Raw genomic sequence first — 21,791 nt, 5'->3', positions numbered from 1 at the left:
TGCCCGCTTTCAAACGGCTTTATTTTTTTCATTCACCGATCCAATCCAGGCCAAAGTCAGCCATGTGAGAACGATATGATTCGCGTTGGTATTCATCCGAGGTCCCTCCGAAAACGAGCAAGAGAGGAAATTTGTAGCACGACGTGGACATCAGGCGAATATGGACTTTGGATAAAATTAAATTTAATTTAGCATTAAAATGTGAATGGTGTCATATAGTTATTTGCGCTATGTTTTTGTCATATTGCCCCACGCCAAGAATTACACCAATCACCAATCAAAGTTTTCAACGTGCATGTATCGTTAAGACGACCAAATAAAATAGCAAGGGGAGGCAAATCATGTCGAAATTCAGATCGCGCACGCTGTACTGGAAGGAGGTCGAGTCCGAACAGGTGGTTGGATATAAGGTCTACTGGTCGAAAGGAAAAAGCGTCTCCTACGAGTCAGAATCCGCTTATGTAGGGGATTTAACGGAAATCGTTATACCGAATGCATTGGAAAATTTTGTGCGAGAACAAGGAGATTATATGTTCGGGATCACAGCGGTAGACCAATGGGGAAATGAGTCTGACATCAAGACATTAAAAGAACCTATACATTTTTCGGCGCCATCTGGGCCGGAATCCATATGGGTGGAACCGGCCGCAGCGCCGAGTCCACCCGAATCTCTTTGGGTAGAAATAACCGACATGGCACTGGCTATCGATAAAAATAGCCAGCCAGCGATAGGCCCGCAGTTAATGGACGAGTTTTTCGAAGATGAGAGTTGTGATTCACAACAGGCTGCAGAATCTGAGCAGAAGGATGCAAACAACCGGGCTCCTGAAACTTTTGAGGATATAGGTTTTTAAAAAAACACGCCAGCAGAACTACTCAATTGGATGGGTGGCACTGTAAATATCGAAATTTTTTTCCAGCAGATCAATGATAGCTGGGCTCAGATCAACAAACTGGCACCCAAAACCGGTTTGGTCCGTACGAACCACTTTGGCCTTGATGACGGTGCTTGCTTTTTCATTATAACCCATCACGCTGACATGAATATGAAATGCAATTCGGGGGCGTTTACGTCGCTCAATAGTTCCCTGGGTAAAATCGTCTTTAAAATTCGACATTGCTGAATTATATTCACTTTGAAAATGACAACCGCTGCTCACTTGGGGTTACCCCAATTTATAGTCTGCGTGTTGGGTATAGTGTTGGGTATTAAAAATTTGAGGCAAAAAAGAAGGGCCTGGAGAAACCATCCAAGCCCTTGTTTTTATTTGTGGTACGCCCGGTTGGGATCGAACCAACGACTCCCAGCTCCGGAGGCTGGTGCTCTATCCACTGAGCTACGGGCGCTTTATCGATCGCGGAGAATAATGGATCTGTCCGGTTAAGTCAAGGCGTCGGTTGCGCTGCCGGCGATTTTGCCTGAGCACCGCTCAACCTGGACAATGCGGTCTTGGCCTCCCCGACGACATAGAGCGAGCCCGCCACGCAGATCGCATCCTGTGGGTCGGTGGTGTCCAGGGCGTAGCGGACCGCCTCCGCGACGTCTTTTTTAACGATGACATTGGGGTTGAATGCCTTCGCGATGGTTGCCAGGCGCTCGACGGGAATGGCCCGGTCGATTTTGGGCTGGGTCACGATCACGCGTTCGCACGGTGTGATGAGATCCTTGAGAATGGAATGGTAGGGTTTGTCATCGAGTATGCCGACGACCAGGGTGATGTGGCGGTCGGCGAGATGCCGGGTCAGATATCGGCCGAGAACCCGCGCGGACATGAGGTTGTGGGCACCGTCCAGGATCAAATAGGGTGTTTCGCGTGCGATTTCGAGACGCCCCGGCCAGGAGGCATTGCTCAGGCCGCTGCGGATGGCGCTTTCGGTGATCTGCGCATGGTTGCCTTTGACCAGCAATTCGCAGCCGGCAAGCACCAGGGCCGCGTTTTCGACCTGGTGTTCTCCGGTCAATTTCAGTTGGATATCGGACCACCGGTGGTCCAGTCCGATATAGTTGAATCCGGCATCCGGCCTGCGTCGGGTTCTGAAATCGCGCCCCCAGAAAAAGAGTTCGGCATGCTGGGCCGATGCCTGCCGTTCGATGACCTGCCGGGCGCTTTTCTGGCGCACACCGCTCACCACGGCGATGCCGGGTTTGATGATGCCGGCTTTTTCGTATGCGATCAGGGGGAGGGTTTTGCCCAGATACTGTTTGTGTTCCAATGATATGTTGGTGATGACGGCCAGTCGGGGTTGGACAATATTGGTGGCATCCAGGCGTCCGCCCATGCCGGTTTCAATGACGGCCCACTGGACCTGGTGGCGGGCAAAGGCATCGAAGGCCATGGCTGTGGTAAATTCGAAAAAGGTGGGTTGCCGCGGCAACCCATCGATGGCCATGACCCGTTGGCAACCGGCGATCACCTCGTCGTCGGCAATGGGTCGGTCGTCAATGCAGATCCGTTCGTTGAAGCGTTCGAGGTGCGGCGAGGTGTAGCGGCCGACCTTATAGCCCGCTGCGTTCAGTATGGCTGAAAGCATGGCGGCGACGGATCCCTTGCCGTTTGTGCCGGCAATGTGGATGCATTTGAAATGGGTTTGAGGATTGTCCAAGGCGGAGAGCATGGCGCGGATCGTATCGAGGCCCAGTTTGATGCCGAACCGGTGCAGCCGATACATGGATTCCAAGCAGCTATGATAGGCGGTATCTTCCACGATGATCTCCCGTACTCATTATGATTTGAAGATGCAGCATGTCGATGGGTCTTAATAGAAAAACCCGGCGTCATCACGCGTGACAGCCGGGTTGAATCCTCAGTCTTGCGGTTTTTTACTGAAAGCGTTTTCTGCGTGCCGCGGCAATACGCTGACGCCTGAGCGCCTCGCGCTCTTTACGACGGCGGTACTCGCTTGGTTTTTCATAACTTTTTTTCAGTTTCAAGCGCTTGAAAAGGCCGTCGTTCTGAATTTTTTTCTTTAAAATCCGCATGGCTTTTTCAAGGTCGTTATCTTGCACCCGTACGGTAATTTCCTTCAAAAATCTCGCCCCCTTCGTTCCATCCGCGTATTTGGCTATATATAAGGATGGTTAGTATTGGTGCAGCAGGTAAATGAAACCGACCATATATACACTTTCAAAAAGGATTGCAACTTTAATTTGACGTCAACGAAAAACCCCGATATCTGCGTTATGCTCATCACATAGGAGTCCGAATAGAAGTCCGAAATCTATCTTTCCCGTCATCCGGGTGAAAGCCGCGGCCCTGTATTTTCAATATGTTCTGGATGCCGGATCAAAGCCGGCCCCGGACCACGATCCGGGGTCCGGCATGACGCTTCTGCGCCTTTTTGAGGGTTCATCTCACTTAATGGATTTCATTTTTATTAATGGGTTGACACCGTACTATGTTTCGGTAATATTCACCACCTTTACGAGATTCTGAACCCGATCTGGCTCACGATCGAGGCCCCATAATACGTCAAACTATAAGGAGGTTGTATGCGTTTAATTCTTTTAGGCGGACCAGGTGCCGGTAAGGGAACCCAGGCCAATTACATCAAAGAAAGGTATCAGATCCCCCAGATCTCCACGGGCGACATGCTGCGGGCTGCGGTAAAGGCCGGCACTGAGCTTGGCAAGAAGGCCAAGCAGGTCATGGATACCGGCGGTCTGGTGCCCGATGATATCATCATCGGCCTGGTCAAGGAGCGCATCAAGGAGGCGGATTGCCAGAAGGGCTTCCTGTTTGACGGCTTCCCGCGCACCATTCCCCAGGCGGATGCCATGAAAGATGCGGGCGTTCCCATTGACGCGGTGGTGGAAATCGATGTGCCGGACGGGGAGATCATCAAACGCATGAGCGGTCGCCGGGTTCATTTGGCCAGCGGCAGAACCTATCATGTGGTTTTCAATCCGCCTAAAGTCGAAGGCAAGGACGATGTGACCGGCGAGCCTCTGATCCAGCGCGATGACGACAAGGAAGAGACGGTGAAAAAGCGCCTCGATGTGTACCATGCCCAAACCGAGCCGCTGGTGAATTACTACAAAAAATGGGCTACCTCCGGCCAGGCCGGCGCTCCAAAGCATATCCGGATCGAAGGCGTGGGCAAGGTCGAACAGATTCGCGACCAGATCTTCGCCGCCTGCGACAAACTCCAGTAAAACGATCTGTTTTTTGAAACGGCAATTCACGAACGCCCATGACACCGCGAGTGTTGTGGGCGTTTTGATCAGAAGGCCCGTTGATGTAAGGAGACGCCGGGATCTTGTGACGAAGGTCTGATAATTCAAGCGTTTCAGGCCTGCCAAAAATGCTTGACAGCTGAAATGCCTTGATATAATCAGCTTGACAGTATGTTGGAGCCCGCCCTGCTGGAGAGAATTTGGAAGCAATTTTCTCCGAAAACAAAGTAACTTCATATTCCTCCATAGCGATCAACTGTTCCACCATCACCAAGAGGGGCGAAACACCCAAGTAGACGGATTAACAGGATTATTCGAGCGGTTTAACACGGGTTTTGAGCGTTCGGCGTAGTTGTCTGATTCGGCCTGCAATGCCGTAAACCATCACGCTATAAAAGAGCCCTCGGGACGGGTCCCAAGGGGAATAGAAACGATTTTGTAATGGAGTGCGTTCAATGAATGTTTCCGAATTAAAAGGCATGAAAATCAATGAATTGACCCAAATGGCCAAAAAGCTGAAGATCGAGGGGTACGCAGGGATGCGGAAACAGGAGTTGATCTTCTCTTTACTTCAGGCCCAGATCGAAAAAAACGGCCTGATTTACGGTGAAGGCACCCTCGAAATTCTGCCCGACGGGTTTGGATTCTTGCGCGCACCGAGTTACAACTATCTGCCCGGGCCGGACGATATTTATGTTTCGCCCTCGCAAATCAGAAGATTCAACATCCGCACCGGCGACACGGTTTCGGGTCAAATCCGCCAACCCAAAGAGTCGGAGCGCTACTTTGCGTTGCTCAAGGTCGAGGCCATCAATTACGAGGATCCCGAGAGTGCACGGGACAAGATCCTTTTCGACAACCTGACCCCACTCTATCCAGATCAAAAAATCAATCTCGAAACCGATCCGGAAAATTATTCAGCCCGCATCATGGATTTATTGACGCCGGTGGGATTCGGTCAGAGAGGGTTGATCGTTTCACCCCCGCGATCCGGTAAAACCATGCTGCTGCAATGCATCGCCAACAGTATCACCAAAAATCACAAGGACATTACCTTGTTTGTGCTGCTCATCGACGAACGCCCCGAAGAGGTGACGGATATGCAGCGTTCGGTCAAGGGGGAAGTGATCAGCTCGACCTTCGACGAACCGGCCGAGCGGCATGTGCAGGTGGCCGAGATGGTGATCGAAAAAGCCAAGCGTCTCGTCGAGCATAAAAAGAACGTCGTTATCCTGCTCGACAGTATTACCCGTCTGGCGAGGGCCTACAACTCGGTCATGCCGCCTTCGGGAAAGATTTTATCCGGTGGTGTCGATTCCAATGCCCTGCAACGGCCCAAACGGTTCTTCGGGGCAGCCCGAAACATCGAAGACGGCGGCAGTCTGACCATCATTGCCACGGCGCTGATCGATACCGGCAGCCGCATGGATGAGGTCATATTCGAAGAGTTCAAGGGTACGGGCAACATGGAAATTCAGCTGGATAGACGGCTTGCGGACAAACGTATCTTCCCGGCCATCGACATCAAAAAGTCGGGTACCCGCAAGGAGGAGTTGCTGCTCGATGAGCAAACCCTCAATCGAGTCTGGATCTTGAGAAAATTGCTGGCTTCGCTCAATCCTGCCGATGCACTGGAATTTGTTCTTGATAAAATGCAAGGAACCAGAGATAATAAAGAGTTTTTAGATTCAATGAATGCCTAATTGATTGTAGGGGGTTGTAATTATTATGAAATCCGATATTCATCCAGAATACGCAGAAGCGACCATCAAGTGCGCTTGCGGGAACACCTTTACCGTCGGCTCCACCAAAAAAGAGATATCGGTTGAAATTTGTTCCCATTGCCACCCGTTTTTCACTGGAAAGCAGAAACTGGTGGATACGGCCGGCCGTATCGAGCGGTTTCGCAAAAAATACGCGAAATTCCAGAAAGAGCAATAGCGCCCTTCATTCTGGTGCGTCCAGAGAATCGTTTTCAAGCTGTCGACCCTCGTGGTGGCAGCTTGATGCGTTTTGGCCTCTTCCGTTGTCAGGCTGAAGTCGAGGGTCCTGCAAAGGCTCTTGTGTTTCACCGCAGAGGCGCGGAGGGCGCAGAGAAAGGCGCTGCGCCGATTTGGCGCCGGCAGGGACTGAACGAATAGAATCATAGCTGTTGTCAGGATGATATGTATAACAAATTAAAAGGTGTCGAAGACCGGTTTCTTCAGTTGGAAGCGATGCTGAGTGATCCGGCTGTGCTGCAGGATCGTGCCGCGTATCAACGGTACGCTCGCGAGCATTCGGAAATTTCCGATATCGTCGCGGCCTTTCGGACCTATCAGCAGGTGGATCAGGAGTTGGACGAGAGCCTGGAGCTCTTGAAGGACAGCGATCCCGAAATCAAGAACCTGGCCAGGGAAGAGGTCGATCGCCTGAATCAACGCAAAGAGGAGCTCGAGGATGAACTGAAAAAGCTCCTTATTCCCAAAGATCCGTTGGATGAAAAGAACGTGTTGCTCGAAATCCGGGCGGGCACCGGAGGGGACGAGGCCGGTCTTTTCGCCGGTGATCTATACAAGATGTACAGTCGATACGCCGAGTCGCTGGGGTGGAAACTGGAGGTTCTCGACCACCACACCACCGGTGTGGGCGGATTGAAAGAGATTATCGTCCTGGTGAAAGGCAAGGGGGCCTACAGCCGGCTGAAATACGAGAGCGGCACCCATCGTGTGCAGCGCGTACCGACGACCGAGACACAGGGACGGATTCATACGTCGGCGGTCACCGTGGCCGTTTTGCCGGAGGCCGAGGAGGTCGAGGTGGATATCGATCCCAGTGAATTGCGAATCGACGTGTTTCGCTCGTCCGGACCCGGTGGTCAGTCGGTCAACACGACCGATTCGGCGGTGCGCATCACCCATCTGCCCAGCGGCCTGGTGGTCAGCTGCCAGGATGAAAAATCCCAGCACAAGAACAAGGCCAAAGCCATGAAGGTGCTGCGTTCGCGATTGCTGGACAAAATGACGCAGGAACAGGACGCCAAACGCTACGAGGAACGCAAGAGCCAGGTCGGCAGCGGCGATCGAAGCGAGCGCATCCGAACCTATAATTTTCCCCAGGGGCGCGTGACCGACCATCGGATTGGGTTGACGCTTTACAAGCTGGAAATGATCCTTCAGGGCGACCTGGATGAGATCATCGATGCCCTGGTCACCTATTATCAAAGCCAAGCCCTGCAGCATGCCCAGTGACAGCCCCTCCGACACCGAGCCGTGGACCATTTTAAAAACCCTCCACTGGACCGTCGATTTCTTCAAGCGACATCACCTGGACACTGCTCGGATCGACGCAGAGCTCTTGTTGGCCAAGGCTCTGAAGTGTCAGCGCATCGATTTGTACATCCGCCACGATCAACCGCTCGATGGGAACGAATTGTCGATCTTTAAAGGGCTCATCCGGCGCAGGGCCGCCCACGAACCGATTGCGTACATCACCGGCATCAAGGAATTCTGGTCCCTGCCGTTCGAGGTCACCCCGGATGTCCTGATTCCAAGGCCGGATACGGAATGCCTGGTGGAAACGGCGGTCTCGGTACTGACGGACCGAGGCTTTGGCGATTCGGCCCGCACACTTGAGCTGGGGGTCGGGTCCGGGGCAATCACCGTGGCGTTGGCCCACGAATATCGGAACGGTCGGTTTTTCGCTTTAGATCGCTCGTGGGCGGCCATCTGTCTGGCAAAGAAAAATGCCGGTCGCAACCTGGGGGATCATCGCATTCATTTTTTCGCCGGAGACTGGATGGATGCCCTGTCCGCTGACCGGGCGCTGTTTGACATGATCATCAGCAATCCGCCTTACATCCCCACTGCGGATATCGCCACCCTTTCGGAAGATATCCGGCGATTCGAACCCGTCGCCGCCCTCGACGGAGGCCCTGACGGCCTGGATGCCATCAGGCGCATTCTGGAAACGGCACATCTTCATCTCAGACCCGGAGGTGCGCTCCTGTTGGAGATGGGGAGTGACCAGAGAGCGGCCATTGAAAAGTATATCGACCGGTTGGGGCACTATTCGTCTGTGGCGTTTTACAAGGACTATGGCGGCCACGATCGGGTGGTCCTGGCCCGAAAGTGAGAGGGTTAAATTTTTCGTGCGCCTTGATCTCGACCCCATTTGCCTATTTGTGGACGGACACTATCGAACTGGGAAGAAGGGTGACAGGGCCTCTATTGAGGGTTCGGTTCAGCCTAAAAAACTATTGCAGAGCGGTGTGGTATTTGTTACAAATCCCCGATTTTAACTTAATGTCGTTAACTTAAACTTATAACCCACACGTTCATGGACTCGGCTCCCGGTGCTTTCGAACGAAAGTCGGAGCCGGGGATGATATGGACGCAAGAACAACCACAAGTAAAGGAGTATGAGATGGCTTATGTGACCATGAAGGAGTTGCTGGAGGCCGGTGTTCATTTCGGTCACCAGACCAAGCGTTGGAATCCCAAGATGAAGCCGTACATTTTCGGCGCTCGCAACGGAATTTACATCGTGGACCTGCAAAAAACGGTGCGTATGTTCAAAACGGCATACGATTTCATCGTCGATACGGCGGCCTCGGGGAAATCGGTTCTTTTTGTCGGCACCAAAAAGCAGGCCAGGGAAGCGATCTACGAAGAGGCCAACCGCTGTGAAATGTACTACGTGCATAACCGCTGGCTGGGCGGCATGCTCACCAATTTCCAGACGATTAAAAAGAGCATCGATCGCCTCAACTATCTGAACCAGATCGAGTTGGACGGCACGATCGAGCTTTTTCCCAAAAAAGAGCGGCTTAAAATGGCCAAGGAAAGAGGCAAACTGGACAGCACCCTGGGCGGTATCCGCAACATGGGCAAGCTGCCGGGGGCCATGTTTGTCATCGATCCGAAGAATGAAGCCATCGCCATTCGTGAAGCCCGACGATTGCATATTCCCATCGTCGGTGTGGTCGATACCAATTGCGATCCGGATGAGGTGGATTTTATCATTCCGGGCAACGACGACGCCATTCGCGCCATCCGCCTGATCTCTTCACGAATGGCCGATGCGTGCATCGATGGCCAGAAGCGCCTCAAAGAGAAAAAGCAAGCCGAGACAGACAAGGCCGAAGATGTCACGTCCGGGACGGAAGCGGCAGGCGTCGATCTGAAGCCGGGCGAGCGAAAAGTGATATCCGACGGTTCCCAAGGCCCGATCGTTGAAATTATTCGCAAATCCGGAGATGAGGCCGCGGATTCAAAACCCGCCGAAGAAGCCACAACCGGTCAAACAGGAGAGTAAAATAGAATGGCAGACATCAGTGCAGCTATGGTCAAAGCGCTCCGTGAAAAATCCGGAGCGGGCATAATGGATTGCAAGGAGGCCTTGGCTTCCTGTGATGGGGATATGGAAAAGGCCGTCGATTTCCTGCGCAAAAAAGGTCTGGCGACGGCCGCCAAACGCGCGGGACGGGCAACCAGTGAAGGTACCATCCAGTCGTACATTCACCTGGGGGGTAAAATCGGCGTCATGGTGGAAGTCGACTGCGAAACCGATTTTGTGGCCAAGACGGATGATTTCGTGGAATTCGCCAAAAACCTGGCCATGCATATCGCCGCCACCAATCCGGTCGCCATCGTTCCGGAAGATGTGCCCGAAGAGATTCTCAATCGGGAAAAGGAGATCTACAAGGCCCAGGCTCTGGAGATGGGCAAGCCCGAAAAGATGATCGACAAGATTGTCGACGGCAAGCTGAACAAATTTTTCAAGGACAGCTGCCTGCTCAACCAGCCCTATGTGAAAGACCCGGATAAAACCATTACCGATTATCTCAATGAAGTGATCGCCAAAACGGGTGAAAAGATCACCGTGAAGCGGTTCGCCCGTTTTCAGGTGGGAGCTGAATAACTTGAAGCAACCGAGATATAAGCGCGTCCTGCTGAAACTGAGCGGCGAAGCCCTAATGGGTGATCAGAGTTTCGGCATTGCGCCCGATATGCTTGCTTACGTTGCCGAAGAGATAAAAAAACCCCACGACAATGGCGTACAATTGGCCATTGTCGTGGGAGGCGGCAATATATTCAGGGGCGTAAAGGCATCCTCTTTTGGTATGGAGCGAACCTCCGCAGACCATATGGGCATGCTGGCCACGGTGATCAACAGCCTGGCATTGCAAGACGCTCTAGAAAAAAAGGGGGTTCAGACCCGGGTTCAGACGGCCATATCCATGCACGAGGTGGCCGAGCCGTATATCCTCAGGCGCGCGCTTCGCCATCTCGAAAAGGGCAGGGTGGTCATCTTTGCAGCGGGAACGGGCAATCCCTATTTCACCACCGACACGGCCGCCGTTCTGCGCGCTGAGGAGGTTCATGCCGAAGTGCTGCTGAAGGCGACCAAGGTCGATGGATTGTACGATGCGGACCCGGCCACCCATCCCGATGCGACGTTCATCCCGAACACCTCCTATATGAAAGTGCTCGAAAAACAGCTCCGGGTAATGGACATGACTGCAATTTCCCTGGCCATGGACAACGGTCTGCCCCTGGTCGTTTTCGATCTTAAAAAAGCGGGGAATATCTATCGGGTCATTTGTGGAGATCAGGTTGGAACCCAAATCAGCAACTCGTGTCCGTGAAAGGTGACAATGATGATTCAAGAAACCTATCAGGAAGCCCGTGACCGGATGACCAAGAGCATCGCCGCCTTGAAATCGGAGTTGAAGCGAATCCGTACCGGCAGGGCATCGTCTTCTCTACTGGACGGCATCAAGGTGGACTACTACGGTACCCCCACGCCGGTCCCTCAGATGGCCACCGTGGCCATACCGGAAAGCCGTTTGATCACCATCCAGCCGTGGGATGCGACCGCCATCAAGGATATCGAAAAAGCCATCCTCAAATCGGACCTCGGTTTGACGCCGTCCAATGATGGCAAATTGATCCGCATCGCCATTCCACCCCTGACCGAACAGCGCCGCAAAGAGTTGGTCAAGGTCATTCATAAAACCAGCGAAGAATACAAGGTCGCCGTTCGCAATATCCGCCGGGATTCCAACGAGCTGATCAAGGGATTCAAAAAGGACGGGGATATTTCCGAGGACGATGCCTTTAAAGCCCAGGATGAGATCCAGAAAATCACCGATGAGCACATCAAGCAGATAGACGACATCTACAAAGCCAAAGAGAAAGAGATCCTTGAGTTCTAAGGCTTCTAACGTCGAGTATTCAGTAGACGATAAGCTTCCTCGACATGTGGCCATTATCATGGACGGAAATGGCCGCTGGGCCAAAAAGCGCCTTCTGAATCGCGTGAAGGGACACGAGAAAGGCGTAGAAGCCGTCAGACGGATCGTAGAAGCCTGTCGTGAACTCCATATCTCAGTGCTGACGCTCTATGCATTCTCCACGGAAAACTGGCAGCGACCGCAAAGTGAAGTAAAGGCCCTGATGGGGCTCTTGAAGCGTTTTCTTGTCGAAGAAACACCCGAACTCTCCAAAAACAACATTCGGCTGAACGTGATCGGGCAACTGCACCGTCTGCCGGAGGATGTGCGCGCCACCATCGATCAGGTCCGTGAGGCGACCGCCGTGAACAGTGGTATGCTCCTCAATCTGGCGCTCAGCTACGGCGGGCGAACGGAGATTACCGACATGGTGCGGGCGGTCGCAGTCAAGGTCGCCTCCGGTGACATTGCTCCGGAAGATATCGATGAATCGGTCGTGGCCGACCACCTGTACACAGCAGGCATTCAGGATCCGGATTTGATGATTCGCACCAGCGGCGAGATGCGCATCAGCAACTTTTTGTTGTGGCAATTGGCATACAGCGAGATATTCGTCACGCCTACGCTGTGGCCCGATTTTACACGGGAAGAGTTTCTGACTATCTTGCAGGATTATCAGCGGCGGGACAGGCGATTCGGCCGAGTGAGTTAGCGCCCATACAGAATCGATTGGAAATGAGTGGATACCGGCTTTTGCCGGGATGACGGAAAAAAGGCGGGATGAGGGGGAAAGCGAATTTCGGACCTCTATCGCGACTGTCGCGTCTCGAACGGGCGAATTTCAAAAGTCATAGCCGGCCGTCCTGAAGGGTGATTGACACATGCACTGGAAAAGATGGGTAACCGCGCTGGTTGCATTGCCGTTTCTCTTCTTGTTGATTATCAAGGGCGGCGCGCTGCTTTTCACCCTGGCCGTCATTCTGGTCAGTATCATCTCCCTCTGGGAATACTTTCGCATCGTTTTCAAGGGGCAACCCTTTCCCGTTCCGTTTGCGCTCGAAATCTGGACCTATGCCGCCGCGGCCGGCGTCGCCCTGTCGTTTCATTACCAAAGCCTGCGAACGGTTCTCGCCATTTTTACCCTTCACCTTCTCGGCGCCGCGTTTCTATCCATTTTCCGGTTTAAACACTCCCAGGATGCGCCCCTGCTCGTGCTGAAGCAGACATTCGGTCTGATGTACATTCCCTTTCTGCTTTCGTTCCTGATCCGGTTTTATGCACAAGAAGATGGCGTGCATTGGGTTTTCTGGTTGCTGTTGGTCGTGGCAGCCGGCGACACCGGTGCATTTTATGTGGGGTCGTACTTCGGAAAGCACAAGCTGTGTCCGGCGGTCAGCCCCAAAAAGACGATCGAGGGGGCCATCGGCGGATTGGCGGCCAATGTCATCATCGGCACGCTGTATCAGGTGCTGTTTATCCCATCGCTCCCTTTTGCGCTGGGGATTGTGTTCGCGCTCGTCGTCGGCGCCGTGGGCCAGGCCGGGGACCTTTTCGAGTCGGAATTCAAACGGGCGGCCGGGGTGAAGGATTCGGGAAAATTGCTGCCGGGCCATGGCGGCTTTTTAGATCGTATCGATGCCTTGCTTTTTGCGGCGCCGATCGCTTTTCTGCTCAAGGATTACCTGCTGCCATGAAGGCGCTCGCCATACTGGGGGCCACTGGTTCCATCGGCCAAAGCACGCTGAAGATCGTCGATAGATTCCGCGACCGCTTCTGCGTCAAGGCGCTGACGGCGAAAAGCAATGTGGCCCTGCTGGCCGAACAGATTCGACGCTTTGAGCCGGCGTTGGCCGTGGTCGAGGAAGAGCGGGCCGCCGGGCAACTCAAAGAGCGGATTGGCGCCGGCCACCGGACGGAAGTTCTTTGGGGCGCAGACGCCTATTGCCAGGCGGCGAGCATGGAAGGGGTCGATCTGATGGTCGGCGCCATGGTCGGTGCCGCCGGGCTGGCGCCCACCCTGGCCGCCATCGAGGCGGGCAAGGACGTCGCCCTGGCCAACAAGGAGACCCTGGTGATGGCCGGTGCCATCGTCATGCAGGCGGTGGCCGATCACGGCGTTCGCCTGCTGCCGGTCGATAGCGAGCACAGCGCCATCTTTCAGTGCCTCCAGGGACAACGCGCCCAGGAGGTCGACAAGATTCTGCTCACCGCTTCGGGCGGCCCGTTCCGAGAAACACCTTTGAGCCAGTTCAAGGAGATCCTGCCGGCCCAGGCGCTCAAACACCCCAATTGGTCCATGGGCGCAAAGATCACCATCGATTCGGCGACCCTGATGAACAAGGGCCTGGAGGTCATCGAGGCCAAGTGGCTGTTTGGCGTGAACCCCGAGCAGATCGAGGTCGTGGTCCATCCCCAGAGCATCGTCCACTCCATGGTGGCCTTTTGTGATGGGGCGATCATCGCGCAGCTCGGTATTCCAGACATGCAGGGCGCCATCGCCTATGCGCTCTCGTATCCGCAGCGGCTCGCATTGCAACAGCCGATGCCGAACCTTCCAGCGATCCATGCCTTGACCTTCGAATCCCCGGATACCCAGAAGTTTCCCTGCCTGCGACTGGCCTTCGAGGCCGTTCAAAAGGGTGGTACCCTGCCGGCCGTCATGAATGCCGCCAACGAGATCGCGGTGGCGGCCTTTCTCGATGGGCGTTTGAGGTTTACCGATATCGCCGCAGTCGTCGCAAAGACCATGTCCGCGCATGCGATCGATTCGACGCCCGGTCTCGCCGCAATTTTGGCCGCGGATCAATGGGCTCGGCTCAAATCGCAAAGCATGGTTGAAGAGTTGGCTGCAATTTAATACAATGCGCGGCATGACGTCCTCGCTACGCCTTTTTATGACTCCTCAGGAAGACGGCAACATATGAGCACACTTTTAAATTTCGTCATCGTTTTGGGAATCCTTATTTTTTTCCACGAACTGGGCCATTTTCTGGTCGCGAGACTGTTCGGTGTGGGGGTGGAGAAATTCTCCCTGGGATTTGGCCCGCGGATCGTGGGCAAGACCATTGGCCGGACCGATTACCGTATCTCGCTGATTCCCCTCGGTGGCTATGTCAAAATGGTGGGCGAAGAACCCGATGCCCCATTGCCACCGGAGGATATTCCCTACGCCTTCAATCACAAACATGTGGCCAAACGAAGTTTGATCGTGGCCGCCGGCCCGCTGTTCAACGTGTTGCTGGCGATCTTGATATTCACAGGAGGGCTCTACTTTTCCGGATTGCCAAGCATTCGACCGGTCATTCGAACGGTGGAGAAAGCGAGTCCCGCCCAAGAGGCGGGGTTGCAGACCGGCGACTTGATCGAAGTGATCAACGGTGAACGGGTTTTCTCCTGGCGCGGCATCGACGAGATGATCGATAAGAGTCAGGGTCTACCGCTGAACATCGAAATCAAACGCAATGGCGAACCGCTTGCCTTTACCGTCACGCCCAAGCCGACCACGGCAAAAGACATTTATGGGGATCCGATCACCTATTTCGACCTCGGTATTAAAGGGTATGCCGAGCCCAGCGCCATTGTGGACGAGACGGTCAAGGGCATGCCGGCCGACAAAGGCGGCATTAAAAAAGGGGATCGCATCGTCGCCATCGACGGCCACACCATCGAACGGTGGGAGGCGATGCAGGAGATCGTTTCGGCTTCAAAGGGGCGTCCGCTTGTCTTTCGCATCCTGCGGGACGGGGAGACTTTCGAAGCCCGCATCGAACCCGAGGAGGTGCAGGAGAAAAACGTGATGGGCGTGAAGGAAAGCGTCTATCGCATCGGCATCCGACGGGCGGGCATCGCCATACCCGAAGAGGACCAGATCACCCTCGATATCGGCGTTTGGGGCGCAGTGAGCAAGGGCCTGGAGCAGACCTGGAACGTAGTGAAGGCCACCGGTTATTTCTTCGTCAAGCTGGTCGAGCGCAAGGTGCCGTCCGAGGCCATCGGCGGGCCCATTCGAATTGCCCAGATGGCCAACCAGCAGGCTCAAGAGGGGTTGCTCGCCTGGCTCTACTTCATTGCCATCATCAGCGTCAATCTCGCGGTGATCAACCTGGTGCCCATTCCGGTGCTCGACGGCGGCCATTTACTCTTCTTTGCCATAGAGGCCGTTCTGCGTAAACCGGTCAGCTTGAAGATGCGCGAAACCGCTCAGCAGATCGGCATTTTTCTCCTGCTTCTGTTGATGATATTTGTTTTTTATAATGATATTATGATCACCTGGTTCAGGTAAGGCCCGCTCGCGGATCGGGTCCGGATTGAGACCGGATCGCGCACCGAGGCGTGCCTGTACCGGGGGCCGCACATTAAAAGGATTCAACGACTGCCATGCCCAGCCGAATCGAGATCACCTTAAAACCAGAAATGTTGGATGCCGAGGGCCTCGCATTGTCGCGCAAGGCCCGTGACTATTTCGGCATCGAAGTCGATAACGTTCGCACGGTTCACATCCTCACCATCGATTCCGACCTGACCGAAGCCCAGTGCGAGCGTGTGCGCAGCGACGTGTTTACCAATCCGGTCACTCAGATCTCTTCCCTGCAGCCGCTGGCCGTCGAGGCCGACTGGATCATCTGGGTGGGTTTCCGGCCGGGGGTGCGCGACAATGCCGGCGCCACGGCCGTCGAAGCCATGGAAGACCTGTTGGGGATCACCTTCGGTCCCCACGAAGCGGCCTATACATCGAAGCGATACTGCCTCAAAGGCCCGGGATTGTCCCGGCCGGAAGTTGAAAAAATCGCTTCCGAACTGCTGGCCAACGACATCATCCAGCAGTGGATGATCTTCGACGCAAGGGATTGGGACCCGACGCAGGGCGTGGGGTTCATCATCCCCAAGGTGAAACTGGACCACACCCCGACCGTCTCCGCGCTCTCCATCGACAGCGACGAGACGCTGCAGCGCTTGAGTGTGGAACGCAACCTGGCGCTCAACACCAACGATATTCCGATTATCCGCAATTATTTTTTGAATCCTGCGGTAAAGGCCCAGCGAAAGGCTGTCGGGTTGGACGAGCCGACCGACGTGGAGTTGGAATACATTTCCCAGGCCCGCAGCGATCACTGCAATCACAACACGTTTCGTGGTCTTTTCAATTATGCCGATCTTTCCAGCGGCGAGCGCGACACCATCAACAGCCTTTTCAAGACCTGCATCGAGGCACCGACCCTGGCGTTGAAGGAGAAGAAGTCCTGGGTCGTTTCCGTGCTGTGGGACAATGCCGGCGTGGGCCGCTTCGATGACGACACCTACTACACCATCACTGGCGAGACCCACAACTCTCCCTCCAACATGGAGGCCTACGGCGGCGCCATCACTGGTATCGTGGGCATCTACCGTGATCCCATGGGCACGGGCCTGGGATCGCGGCTGATCATGGGCAGCTACGGGTTTTGCGTCGGCCATCGCGACTATGACGGCGATCTGAAACCCCACCTGCACCCGAGGCGTCTGTTGGACGGCGTGATCGAAGGGGTCCGGGACGGCGGCAACAAGAGCGGCATCCCCACACCTTGCGGGCAGGTGCTGTTCGACGACGGATACATGGGCAAATGCCTCGTGTATGTGACGGCCCTGGGGATCATGCCGGCCCGGGTCAAGGGTGCGCCGTCCGAACAGAAGACCATTTTGCCCGGCGATCTGGTTGTGATGTGCGGCGGACGGGTGGGCAAAGACGGCATCCACGGGGTCACCGCCTCCTCGGAAACCTTCTCCGAGCACACCCCCGCGGGGCACGTCCAGATCGGTGACCCGTATACCCAGAAGAAGATGCAGGATTTTCTGCTCGAGGCCCGGGACGAAGGCCTGATACGGTTCATCACCGACAACGGCGGGGGCGGCCTCTCCAGTTCCATCGGTGAGAGCGCGCGATTTTCCAACGGCTGCCGGATCGAGCTGGAAAAGGTGCCGCTCAAGTACGACGGCCTGGACCAGTGGGAAATATGGGTCTCGGAATCCCAGGAGCGCATGACCGTGGCCATCGCGCCGGAAAACGAGGCGCGGTTTTTCCAGCTTTCCACCCAACACGCGGTGGAGAGCACGGTGATCGGCCGCTACACCGATACGGGCAAACTGCACATCACCTACAACGGCACCTCCTGCGCCTATGTGGATCTGGATCTGCTCACCACCGGTTTTCCCCAGTGGGTCTTCGACGCCGAATGGCGCACCCCAGAGGAACGCGGCCTTTACGAGCCGGTCATCGGCGAACCCCAGGATCACAACCGGCTCCTGCTCGACATGCTGGCCCGGCCCAACATCTGTTCCAAGGCCTGGATCAGCCGCCAATACGACCACGAAGTCCAGGGCACCAGCGTCATCAAGCCGCTGGTCGGCGTGGGCCGGGATGTGAACAGCGATGCGGCCGTCCTGCGGCCGGTGCTCGGCTCCCGTCGCGGCCTGGCCTTCTCCCAGGCTTTGTTGCCGTTTTATTCCCGTATCGATGCCTATCACATGACGGCCTGCACCATCGACGAGGCCGTGCGTCGGTTGATCGCCGTGGGCGGCGATCCGGAGCACATCGGCGGCGTGGATAACTTTTGCTGGCCCACGATCCAGTATGATCCGGGCAAGAATCCGGACGGCCGGTTCAAGGCCGCCCAGCTGGTCCGGTCCTGCCGGGCGTTGCGGGATATGTGCCTGGCCTACGAAATCCCCCTGCTTTCCGGCAAAGACAGCATGTACGTGGACGGCCATCTGGCCGGCCGGTACGGCGAAACCCACAAGGTGTCGGCCTTGGAGAGTCTGCAGTTTTCGGCCAGCAGCGTGATCGCCGATATCGAGCGCTGTGTGGCCTTGGATCCCAAATTCGTCGGGGACCTGGTATACGTGATCGGTTGGACCGGCGATGAATTGGGCGGTTCGGAATACTACGACATGTTCAATGCCGTGGGATGCAACGTGCCCCAGGTGGATCCAGCGGCGTTTCTGAAATCTTATCGTGCCGTACATCGCGCCATCCAGGACCGGCTGGTCGCTTCGGTGCACGGCGTCTATCGCGGCGGGCTTGGCGTTCACCTGGCATTGACCGCAATGGCCGGCGGGCTCGGCCTGGCGGTGGATCTGGCTGCCGTCCCGGTTAGAACCCCGCTTCGATCCGACCGTTTGCTCTACTCCGAATCGGCCGGACGCTTCATCGTCACCGTGGCATCCGAACGTCGAGAGGCATTCGAATCGCTGTTCCAAGGCCTGCCCGTGGCGTGCGTGGGCCAGGTGACCGGGTCCCCTGTCCTGAATATCCGCAGGGACAGCGAACCCGTTCTTGAATTAACCGTGCCGGCGCTCAAAAAGGCCTGGCAAAGCACATTTGGTGACCTGATATGACGCGACCCAAAGCTCTCGTGTTGACCGGCTATGGCCTGAACTGCGACATGGAAACCGCCTATGCGTTCGAACAGGCGGGGGCCGAGGCGCAACGGGTTCACATCAATGCGTTGATCGACGGATCGGTGAGCCTCGACCCGTTTCAAATCATGGCATTCATCGGCGGTTTCAGCTGGGGAGACGACCACGGGGCCGGGGTGGTGCAAGCGGTGCGCATGAAAACCAAAATCGGTGACCGGTTGCTGCGGTTCATCGAACAGGGCAACCTGGTGATCGGCATCTGCAACGGGTTTCAGTGTCTGGTCAACCTGGGATTGCTGCCGGGACTGGACGGCGATTACACGCGGCGGTCGGTGGCCCTGACCTACAACGATTGCGGCAACTTCCGAGATGATTGGGTTTTTTTGGAGAAGGAAAAGCAATCCCCCTGTGTGTTCACCAAGGGTATCGATCGTATCGAACTGCCGATTCGTCACGGGGAGGGCAAGTTTTTCACGGATCCGCACACGTTCAGCCAACTGCAAGCCCAACGTCAGATCGTCCTGCGCTACGCCCTGCCCGACGGTGGCGCCGCAAAGGGGGCATTCCCTTTCAATCCCAATGGTTCCCTGGACGATGTGGCCGGCATTTGCGATCCCAGCGGACGGGTCTTCGGATTGATGCCCCACCCGGAAGCCTACAACCACTGGACCAATCATCCGGACTGGACGCGGTTGAAAGAGCAAGTCAAACGTGGAAAGTCTCCGGCCCCCCAAGGCGTGACCCCGGGCGTGCGGATGTTTAAAAATGCAGTCGATTATTTGGTCGGATGAGATAAGGGGAATAGCGGCGGTTGGCAGCAGGGGCGGGTTTCGGGTTCTAGGAGTTCAGAGTTTTAAGTGTTAAGTTTAAAGTTTTAAGTGAAGGAATTCTGTCGATTATATTGAAATACAAAAAATTTGAGCGTTTTCATCTACTGCAACAGGAAGGAGATCCGCATGTTTGATTTGGCCAGGTTTTCTCTGGAAGGAAAGGTTGCCGTCGTCACCGGTGGCGGCCGGGGTATCGGACAGGCCATCGCTATGGGGTTCGCCAAGGCCGGCGCCAAGGTGGCCATCACCAGCCGAAAAATCAATGACCTGGAGGACACCGCAGCCCAGATCAAGGCGTTCGGGGGCGAGGCCGTCCCGATTCAGGCCCATCTGGGAAAGATGGAGGGCATCCAGGCCATGATCGATACCGTCATGGAGAAGTTCGGCAGAATCGACATCCTGGTCAACAACGCCGGCGCAAGCCCGGCCATGGCCTCGGTGCTGGATTCGGAGGAGCGGCTGTGGGAGACCATCATGAACCTGAACATGAAGGGGCTCTACTTCATCAGCCAGGCCGCCGCCCGGGTCATGAAAAAGCAGGGGGGCGGCAAAATCATCAATATCGCCAGTATCGACGGGTTTCATCCGGAACGCACGGTGAGCATCTACTCGATTTCCAAGGCCGGGGTGCGCATGATCACCAAGGCCTTCGCCTCCGAGTTGGCCGAGTTCAACATTCAGGTGAACACCATCGCACCGGGCCCGATTCACACCAAGATGATGGATTCGCACTGGATCAACTTCACGCCCGAAGAGGCGGCCAAGGCCAAGGCGGCTGCCGGTGAGTTGGTGCCCATGGGCCGCATCGGCGAACCCGACGACATCGTCGGCGCCGCCGTCTACTTCGCTTCCCCGGCGTCCGACTATACGACCGGCACCGAGGTGGTCATCGATGGCGGCGTGCTGCTGGCTCCGCTGCTCAATGCACCGGGCGTTCCGATCTGATTCGAACGGGGAACTCGCCGCATGTCTCTGCCGGTCGATACGAATCGGGATGAATTGTTCAGGTGGGCCGACCAGCTCCCGTCGCCGCTGTGGGATGACGTGGCTGAGCGCCCGAGCGCCCACGCGGCGGCCATGGTGGGCGGCCGTTGGGAAGCGGGCGTGTTCAAAGTTCCGCTGCTGGGATTGACTTACCTTTTGGATCCAAGCTTACGGACCATCCACCGGGCCGGTGAACCCGATCACCGGGTGAGCTATCAAAGCGGTGTCGTGCTGCTGACCGCCCTGGCGAAATCCAGGGGTGTGCCGCCCAGCGGCCGCATGGTCACGCCCCTGGAACTGCAGGGCGGTACGCTTTTCTTTACCGGCGCCCACAGCCTGCCGCTTGAACCGCTGGCCCGGCGTTTCGGAAACGCCCCCGAAGCATTGGTTCGCCGGGCAGAACAAATGGGCGGGGAGCCGATCGATGGCGCCGATTGTGCCGTGCGGATTCTTGGATTGCCGTTTGTTCCATTATATGTGTTGCTATGGACTGCTGATGAGGAGTTCGGTGCCCGAGCCGTGATCGGCATCGACGATCGGGCGCTTTTTCATCTGGATCTGGCCGGTGTCTTCGCACTGACCAACGTTATGGTGGGCCACCTTGCCCAAACCCCCTAAACTGGAGGAACAAATGAAAAAAGTGGCTGGCTTCTTGATTCTGGTATCGCTGTACCTCTTCATTCCCCAAGCATTTGCCGAGTTGAAAATCGGAGAAGTTCCCGAGACGGTGACCCTTTCCGACGAATTGGGCGGCCGGCTGGATGGCTCGCCCTGGAGCAGTACGGAGTTGACCGGAAAGGTGTCGGTCATTTTCTATGTGGATCCCGATGAAAAAGATTTGAACAACGCGGCCAGCGAGGCCCTGAAGGCCGAAGGATTTTCCCTGGAGAAATATCAGTCCTACGGCATTATCAACATGGCCGCCACCTGGCTGCCCAACTTCGCCATCTCCTCCAGCCTTGAAAAAAAGCAGAAAGCTTACCCCAACACCATTTATGTGCGCGACTACAAAAAGGCACTGGTCGGCCAGTGGGGCATCGCCGACGATACCAGCGATGTGCTGGTGTTCGATAAAACCGGGAAGCTGGTCTTCAAAAAGGAGGGCTTGCTCAGCGAACAGGAAGTCAAAACACTGGTGGAAACGGTTCGTTCCAACCTGGACAAATAAAAGAGAGCCAGGACTTGCGCCCGAAAC

Annotated in this window: 22 protein-coding genes and 1 tRNA gene; 19 read left to right on the top strand and 4 right to left on the bottom strand. The window is 55.6% G+C overall.

Annotation, left to right across the window (positions count from 1 at the left end; translation table 11 throughout):
- The first annotated feature begins 341 nt into the window (after nucleotides 1-341).
- On the top strand, nucleotides 342-854 hold the full coding sequence (locus DFT_RS12865) for a hypothetical protein (RefSeq protein WP_054031579.1): 513 nt from the start codon (nucleotides 342-344) through the stop codon (nucleotides 852-854).
- 18 nt (nucleotides 855-872) lie between these two features.
- On the opposite strand, the gene DFT_RS12860 is transcribed toward DFT_RS12865, so the two are convergent.
- From DFT_RS12860 to rpsU, 4 genes are all read right to left on the bottom strand, one after another.
- Nucleotides 873-1,160, bottom strand: coding sequence for a PilZ domain-containing protein (locus DFT_RS12860; protein WP_152971970.1), 288 nt, complete (start codon nucleotides 1,158-1,160; stop codon nucleotides 873-875).
- Between the two features lie 111 nt (nucleotides 1,161-1,271).
- Nucleotides 1,272-1,347: transfer RNA gene (locus DFT_RS12855), tRNA-Arg, on the bottom strand.
- A gap of 39 nt (nucleotides 1,348-1,386) precedes the next feature.
- Nucleotides 1,387-2,706, bottom strand: coding sequence for a bifunctional folylpolyglutamate synthase/dihydrofolate synthase (locus DFT_RS12850; RefSeq protein ID WP_235506223.1), 1,320 nt, complete (start codon nucleotides 2,704-2,706; stop codon nucleotides 1,387-1,389).
- 115 nt (nucleotides 2,707-2,821) lie between these two features.
- Nucleotides 2,822-3,028 (bottom strand): 30S ribosomal protein S21, encoded by a 207-nt coding sequence (gene rpsU, locus DFT_RS12845; protein ID WP_054031577.1) that lies wholly within the window; start codon nucleotides 3,026-3,028, stop codon nucleotides 2,822-2,824.
- Nucleotides 3,029-3,490: 462 nt separating this feature from the next.
- On the opposite strand from rpsU, the gene adk reads away from it, so the two are divergent.
- The 18 genes from adk (at nucleotide 3,491) to DFT_RS12755 (ending at nucleotide 21,764) form a co-directional block, all read left to right on the top strand.
- A complete protein-coding gene (gene adk, locus DFT_RS12840) occupies nucleotides 3,491-4,153 on the top strand; it encodes an adenylate kinase (protein ID WP_054031576.1) in 663 nt (220 codons plus the stop codon).
- Nucleotides 4,154-4,629: 476 nt separating this feature from the next.
- Nucleotides 4,630-5,877 (top strand): transcription termination factor Rho, encoded by a 1,248-nt coding sequence (rho, locus tag DFT_RS12835; protein WP_054031575.1) that lies wholly within the window; start codon nucleotides 4,630-4,632, stop codon nucleotides 5,875-5,877.
- A 25-nt stretch (nucleotides 5,878-5,902) separates the two neighbouring features.
- Nucleotides 5,903-6,115 (top strand): 50S ribosomal protein L31, encoded by a 213-nt coding sequence (gene rpmE / locus DFT_RS12830; RefSeq protein WP_054031574.1) that lies wholly within the window; start codon nucleotides 5,903-5,905, stop codon nucleotides 6,113-6,115.
- Nucleotides 6,116-6,339: 224 nt separating this feature from the next.
- Nucleotides 6,340-7,404 carry a peptide chain release factor 1 gene (gene prfA / locus DFT_RS12825; protein WP_054031573.1) on the top strand — a complete coding sequence of 355 codons (1,065 nt, stop codon included), beginning with the start codon at nucleotides 6,340-6,342 and terminating at the stop codon, nucleotides 7,402-7,404.
- Nucleotides 7,355-8,287 carry a peptide chain release factor N(5)-glutamine methyltransferase gene (gene prmC, locus DFT_RS12820; RefSeq protein ID WP_235506222.1) on the top strand — a complete coding sequence of 311 codons (933 nt, stop codon included), beginning with the start codon at nucleotides 7,355-7,357 and terminating at the stop codon, nucleotides 8,285-8,287. Before prfA ends, prmC begins: the two co-directional genes overlap by 50 nt.
- Nucleotides 8,288-8,578: 291 nt before the next feature.
- The gene (gene rpsB, locus DFT_RS12815) at nucleotides 8,579-9,469 is read left to right on the top strand and encodes a 30S ribosomal protein S2 (protein ID WP_054031572.1); all 891 of its coding nucleotides are present in this window, start codon (nucleotides 8,579-8,581) and stop codon (nucleotides 9,467-9,469) included.
- Between the two features lie 6 nt (nucleotides 9,470-9,475).
- Nucleotides 9,476-10,075 carry a translation elongation factor Ts gene (gene tsf / locus DFT_RS12810; RefSeq protein ID WP_054031571.1) on the top strand — a complete coding sequence of 200 codons (600 nt, stop codon included), beginning with the start codon at nucleotides 9,476-9,478 and terminating at the stop codon, nucleotides 10,073-10,075.
- A 1-nt stretch (nucleotide 10,076) separates the two neighbouring features.
- Entirely contained in the window at nucleotides 10,077-10,802 is a 726-nt protein-coding gene (gene pyrH / locus DFT_RS12805; RefSeq protein WP_152971969.1) for a UMP kinase, read from the top strand.
- A 12-nt stretch (nucleotides 10,803-10,814) separates the two neighbouring features.
- Entirely contained in the window at nucleotides 10,815-11,372 is a 558-nt protein-coding gene (gene frr / locus DFT_RS12800) for a ribosome recycling factor (RefSeq protein WP_054031569.1), read from the top strand.
- On the top strand, nucleotides 11,362-12,102 hold the full coding sequence (gene uppS / locus DFT_RS12795; RefSeq protein WP_054031568.1) for an undecaprenyl pyrophosphate synthase: 741 nt from the start codon (nucleotides 11,362-11,364) through the stop codon (nucleotides 12,100-12,102). Before frr ends, uppS begins: the two co-directional genes overlap by 11 nt.
- Before the next feature lie 169 nt (nucleotides 12,103-12,271).
- Nucleotides 12,272-13,084, top strand: coding sequence for a phosphatidate cytidylyltransferase (locus DFT_RS12790; RefSeq protein WP_054031567.1), 813 nt, complete (start codon nucleotides 12,272-12,274; stop codon nucleotides 13,082-13,084).
- On the top strand, nucleotides 13,081-14,247 hold the full coding sequence (locus tag DFT_RS12785) for a 1-deoxy-D-xylulose-5-phosphate reductoisomerase (protein WP_054031566.1): 1,167 nt from the start codon (nucleotides 13,081-13,083) through the stop codon (nucleotides 14,245-14,247). Before DFT_RS12790 ends, DFT_RS12785 begins: the two co-directional genes overlap by 4 nt.
- 63 nt (nucleotides 14,248-14,310) lie before the next feature.
- Nucleotides 14,311-15,672 (top strand): RIP metalloprotease RseP, encoded by a 1,362-nt coding sequence (rseP, locus tag DFT_RS12780; protein ID WP_054031565.1) that lies wholly within the window; start codon nucleotides 14,311-14,313, stop codon nucleotides 15,670-15,672.
- Between the two features lie 95 nt (nucleotides 15,673-15,767).
- Nucleotides 15,768-18,761 (top strand): AIR synthase-related protein, encoded by a 2,994-nt coding sequence (locus DFT_RS12775; protein WP_054031564.1) that lies wholly within the window; start codon nucleotides 15,768-15,770, stop codon nucleotides 18,759-18,761.
- Entirely contained in the window at nucleotides 18,758-19,573 is an 816-nt protein-coding gene (locus DFT_RS12770) for a phosphoribosylformylglycinamidine synthase subunit PurQ (protein WP_054031563.1), read from the top strand. Before DFT_RS12775 ends, DFT_RS12770 begins: the two co-directional genes overlap by 4 nt.
- 165 nt (nucleotides 19,574-19,738) lie before the next feature.
- Complete coding sequence (locus DFT_RS12765) at nucleotides 19,739-20,557, top strand: SDR family NAD(P)-dependent oxidoreductase (protein ID WP_054031562.1); 819 nt, start codon at nucleotides 19,739-19,741, stop codon at nucleotides 20,555-20,557.
- Nucleotides 20,558-20,578: 21 nt separating this feature from the next.
- The gene (locus DFT_RS12760; RefSeq protein ID WP_054031561.1) at nucleotides 20,579-21,214 is read left to right on the top strand and encodes a DUF3786 domain-containing protein; all 636 of its coding nucleotides are present in this window, start codon (nucleotides 20,579-20,581) and stop codon (nucleotides 21,212-21,214) included.
- A 13-nt stretch (nucleotides 21,215-21,227) separates the two neighbouring features.
- Entirely contained in the window at nucleotides 21,228-21,764 is a 537-nt protein-coding gene (locus DFT_RS12755) for a YtfJ family protein (RefSeq protein ID WP_076750537.1), read from the top strand.
- Nucleotides 21,765-21,791: the final 27 nt, after the last annotated feature.

Origin of the sequence: Desulfatitalea tepidiphila, assembly GCF_001293685.1 — a bacterium.
In the GTDB taxonomy this organism is placed as follows: Bacteria; Desulfobacterota; Desulfobacteria; order Desulfobacterales; family Desulfosarcinaceae; genus Desulfatitalea; species Desulfatitalea tepidiphila.
Note: the sequence above shows the minus strand (reverse complement) of the source record. Positions and strands in the feature narration are given on the sequence as shown.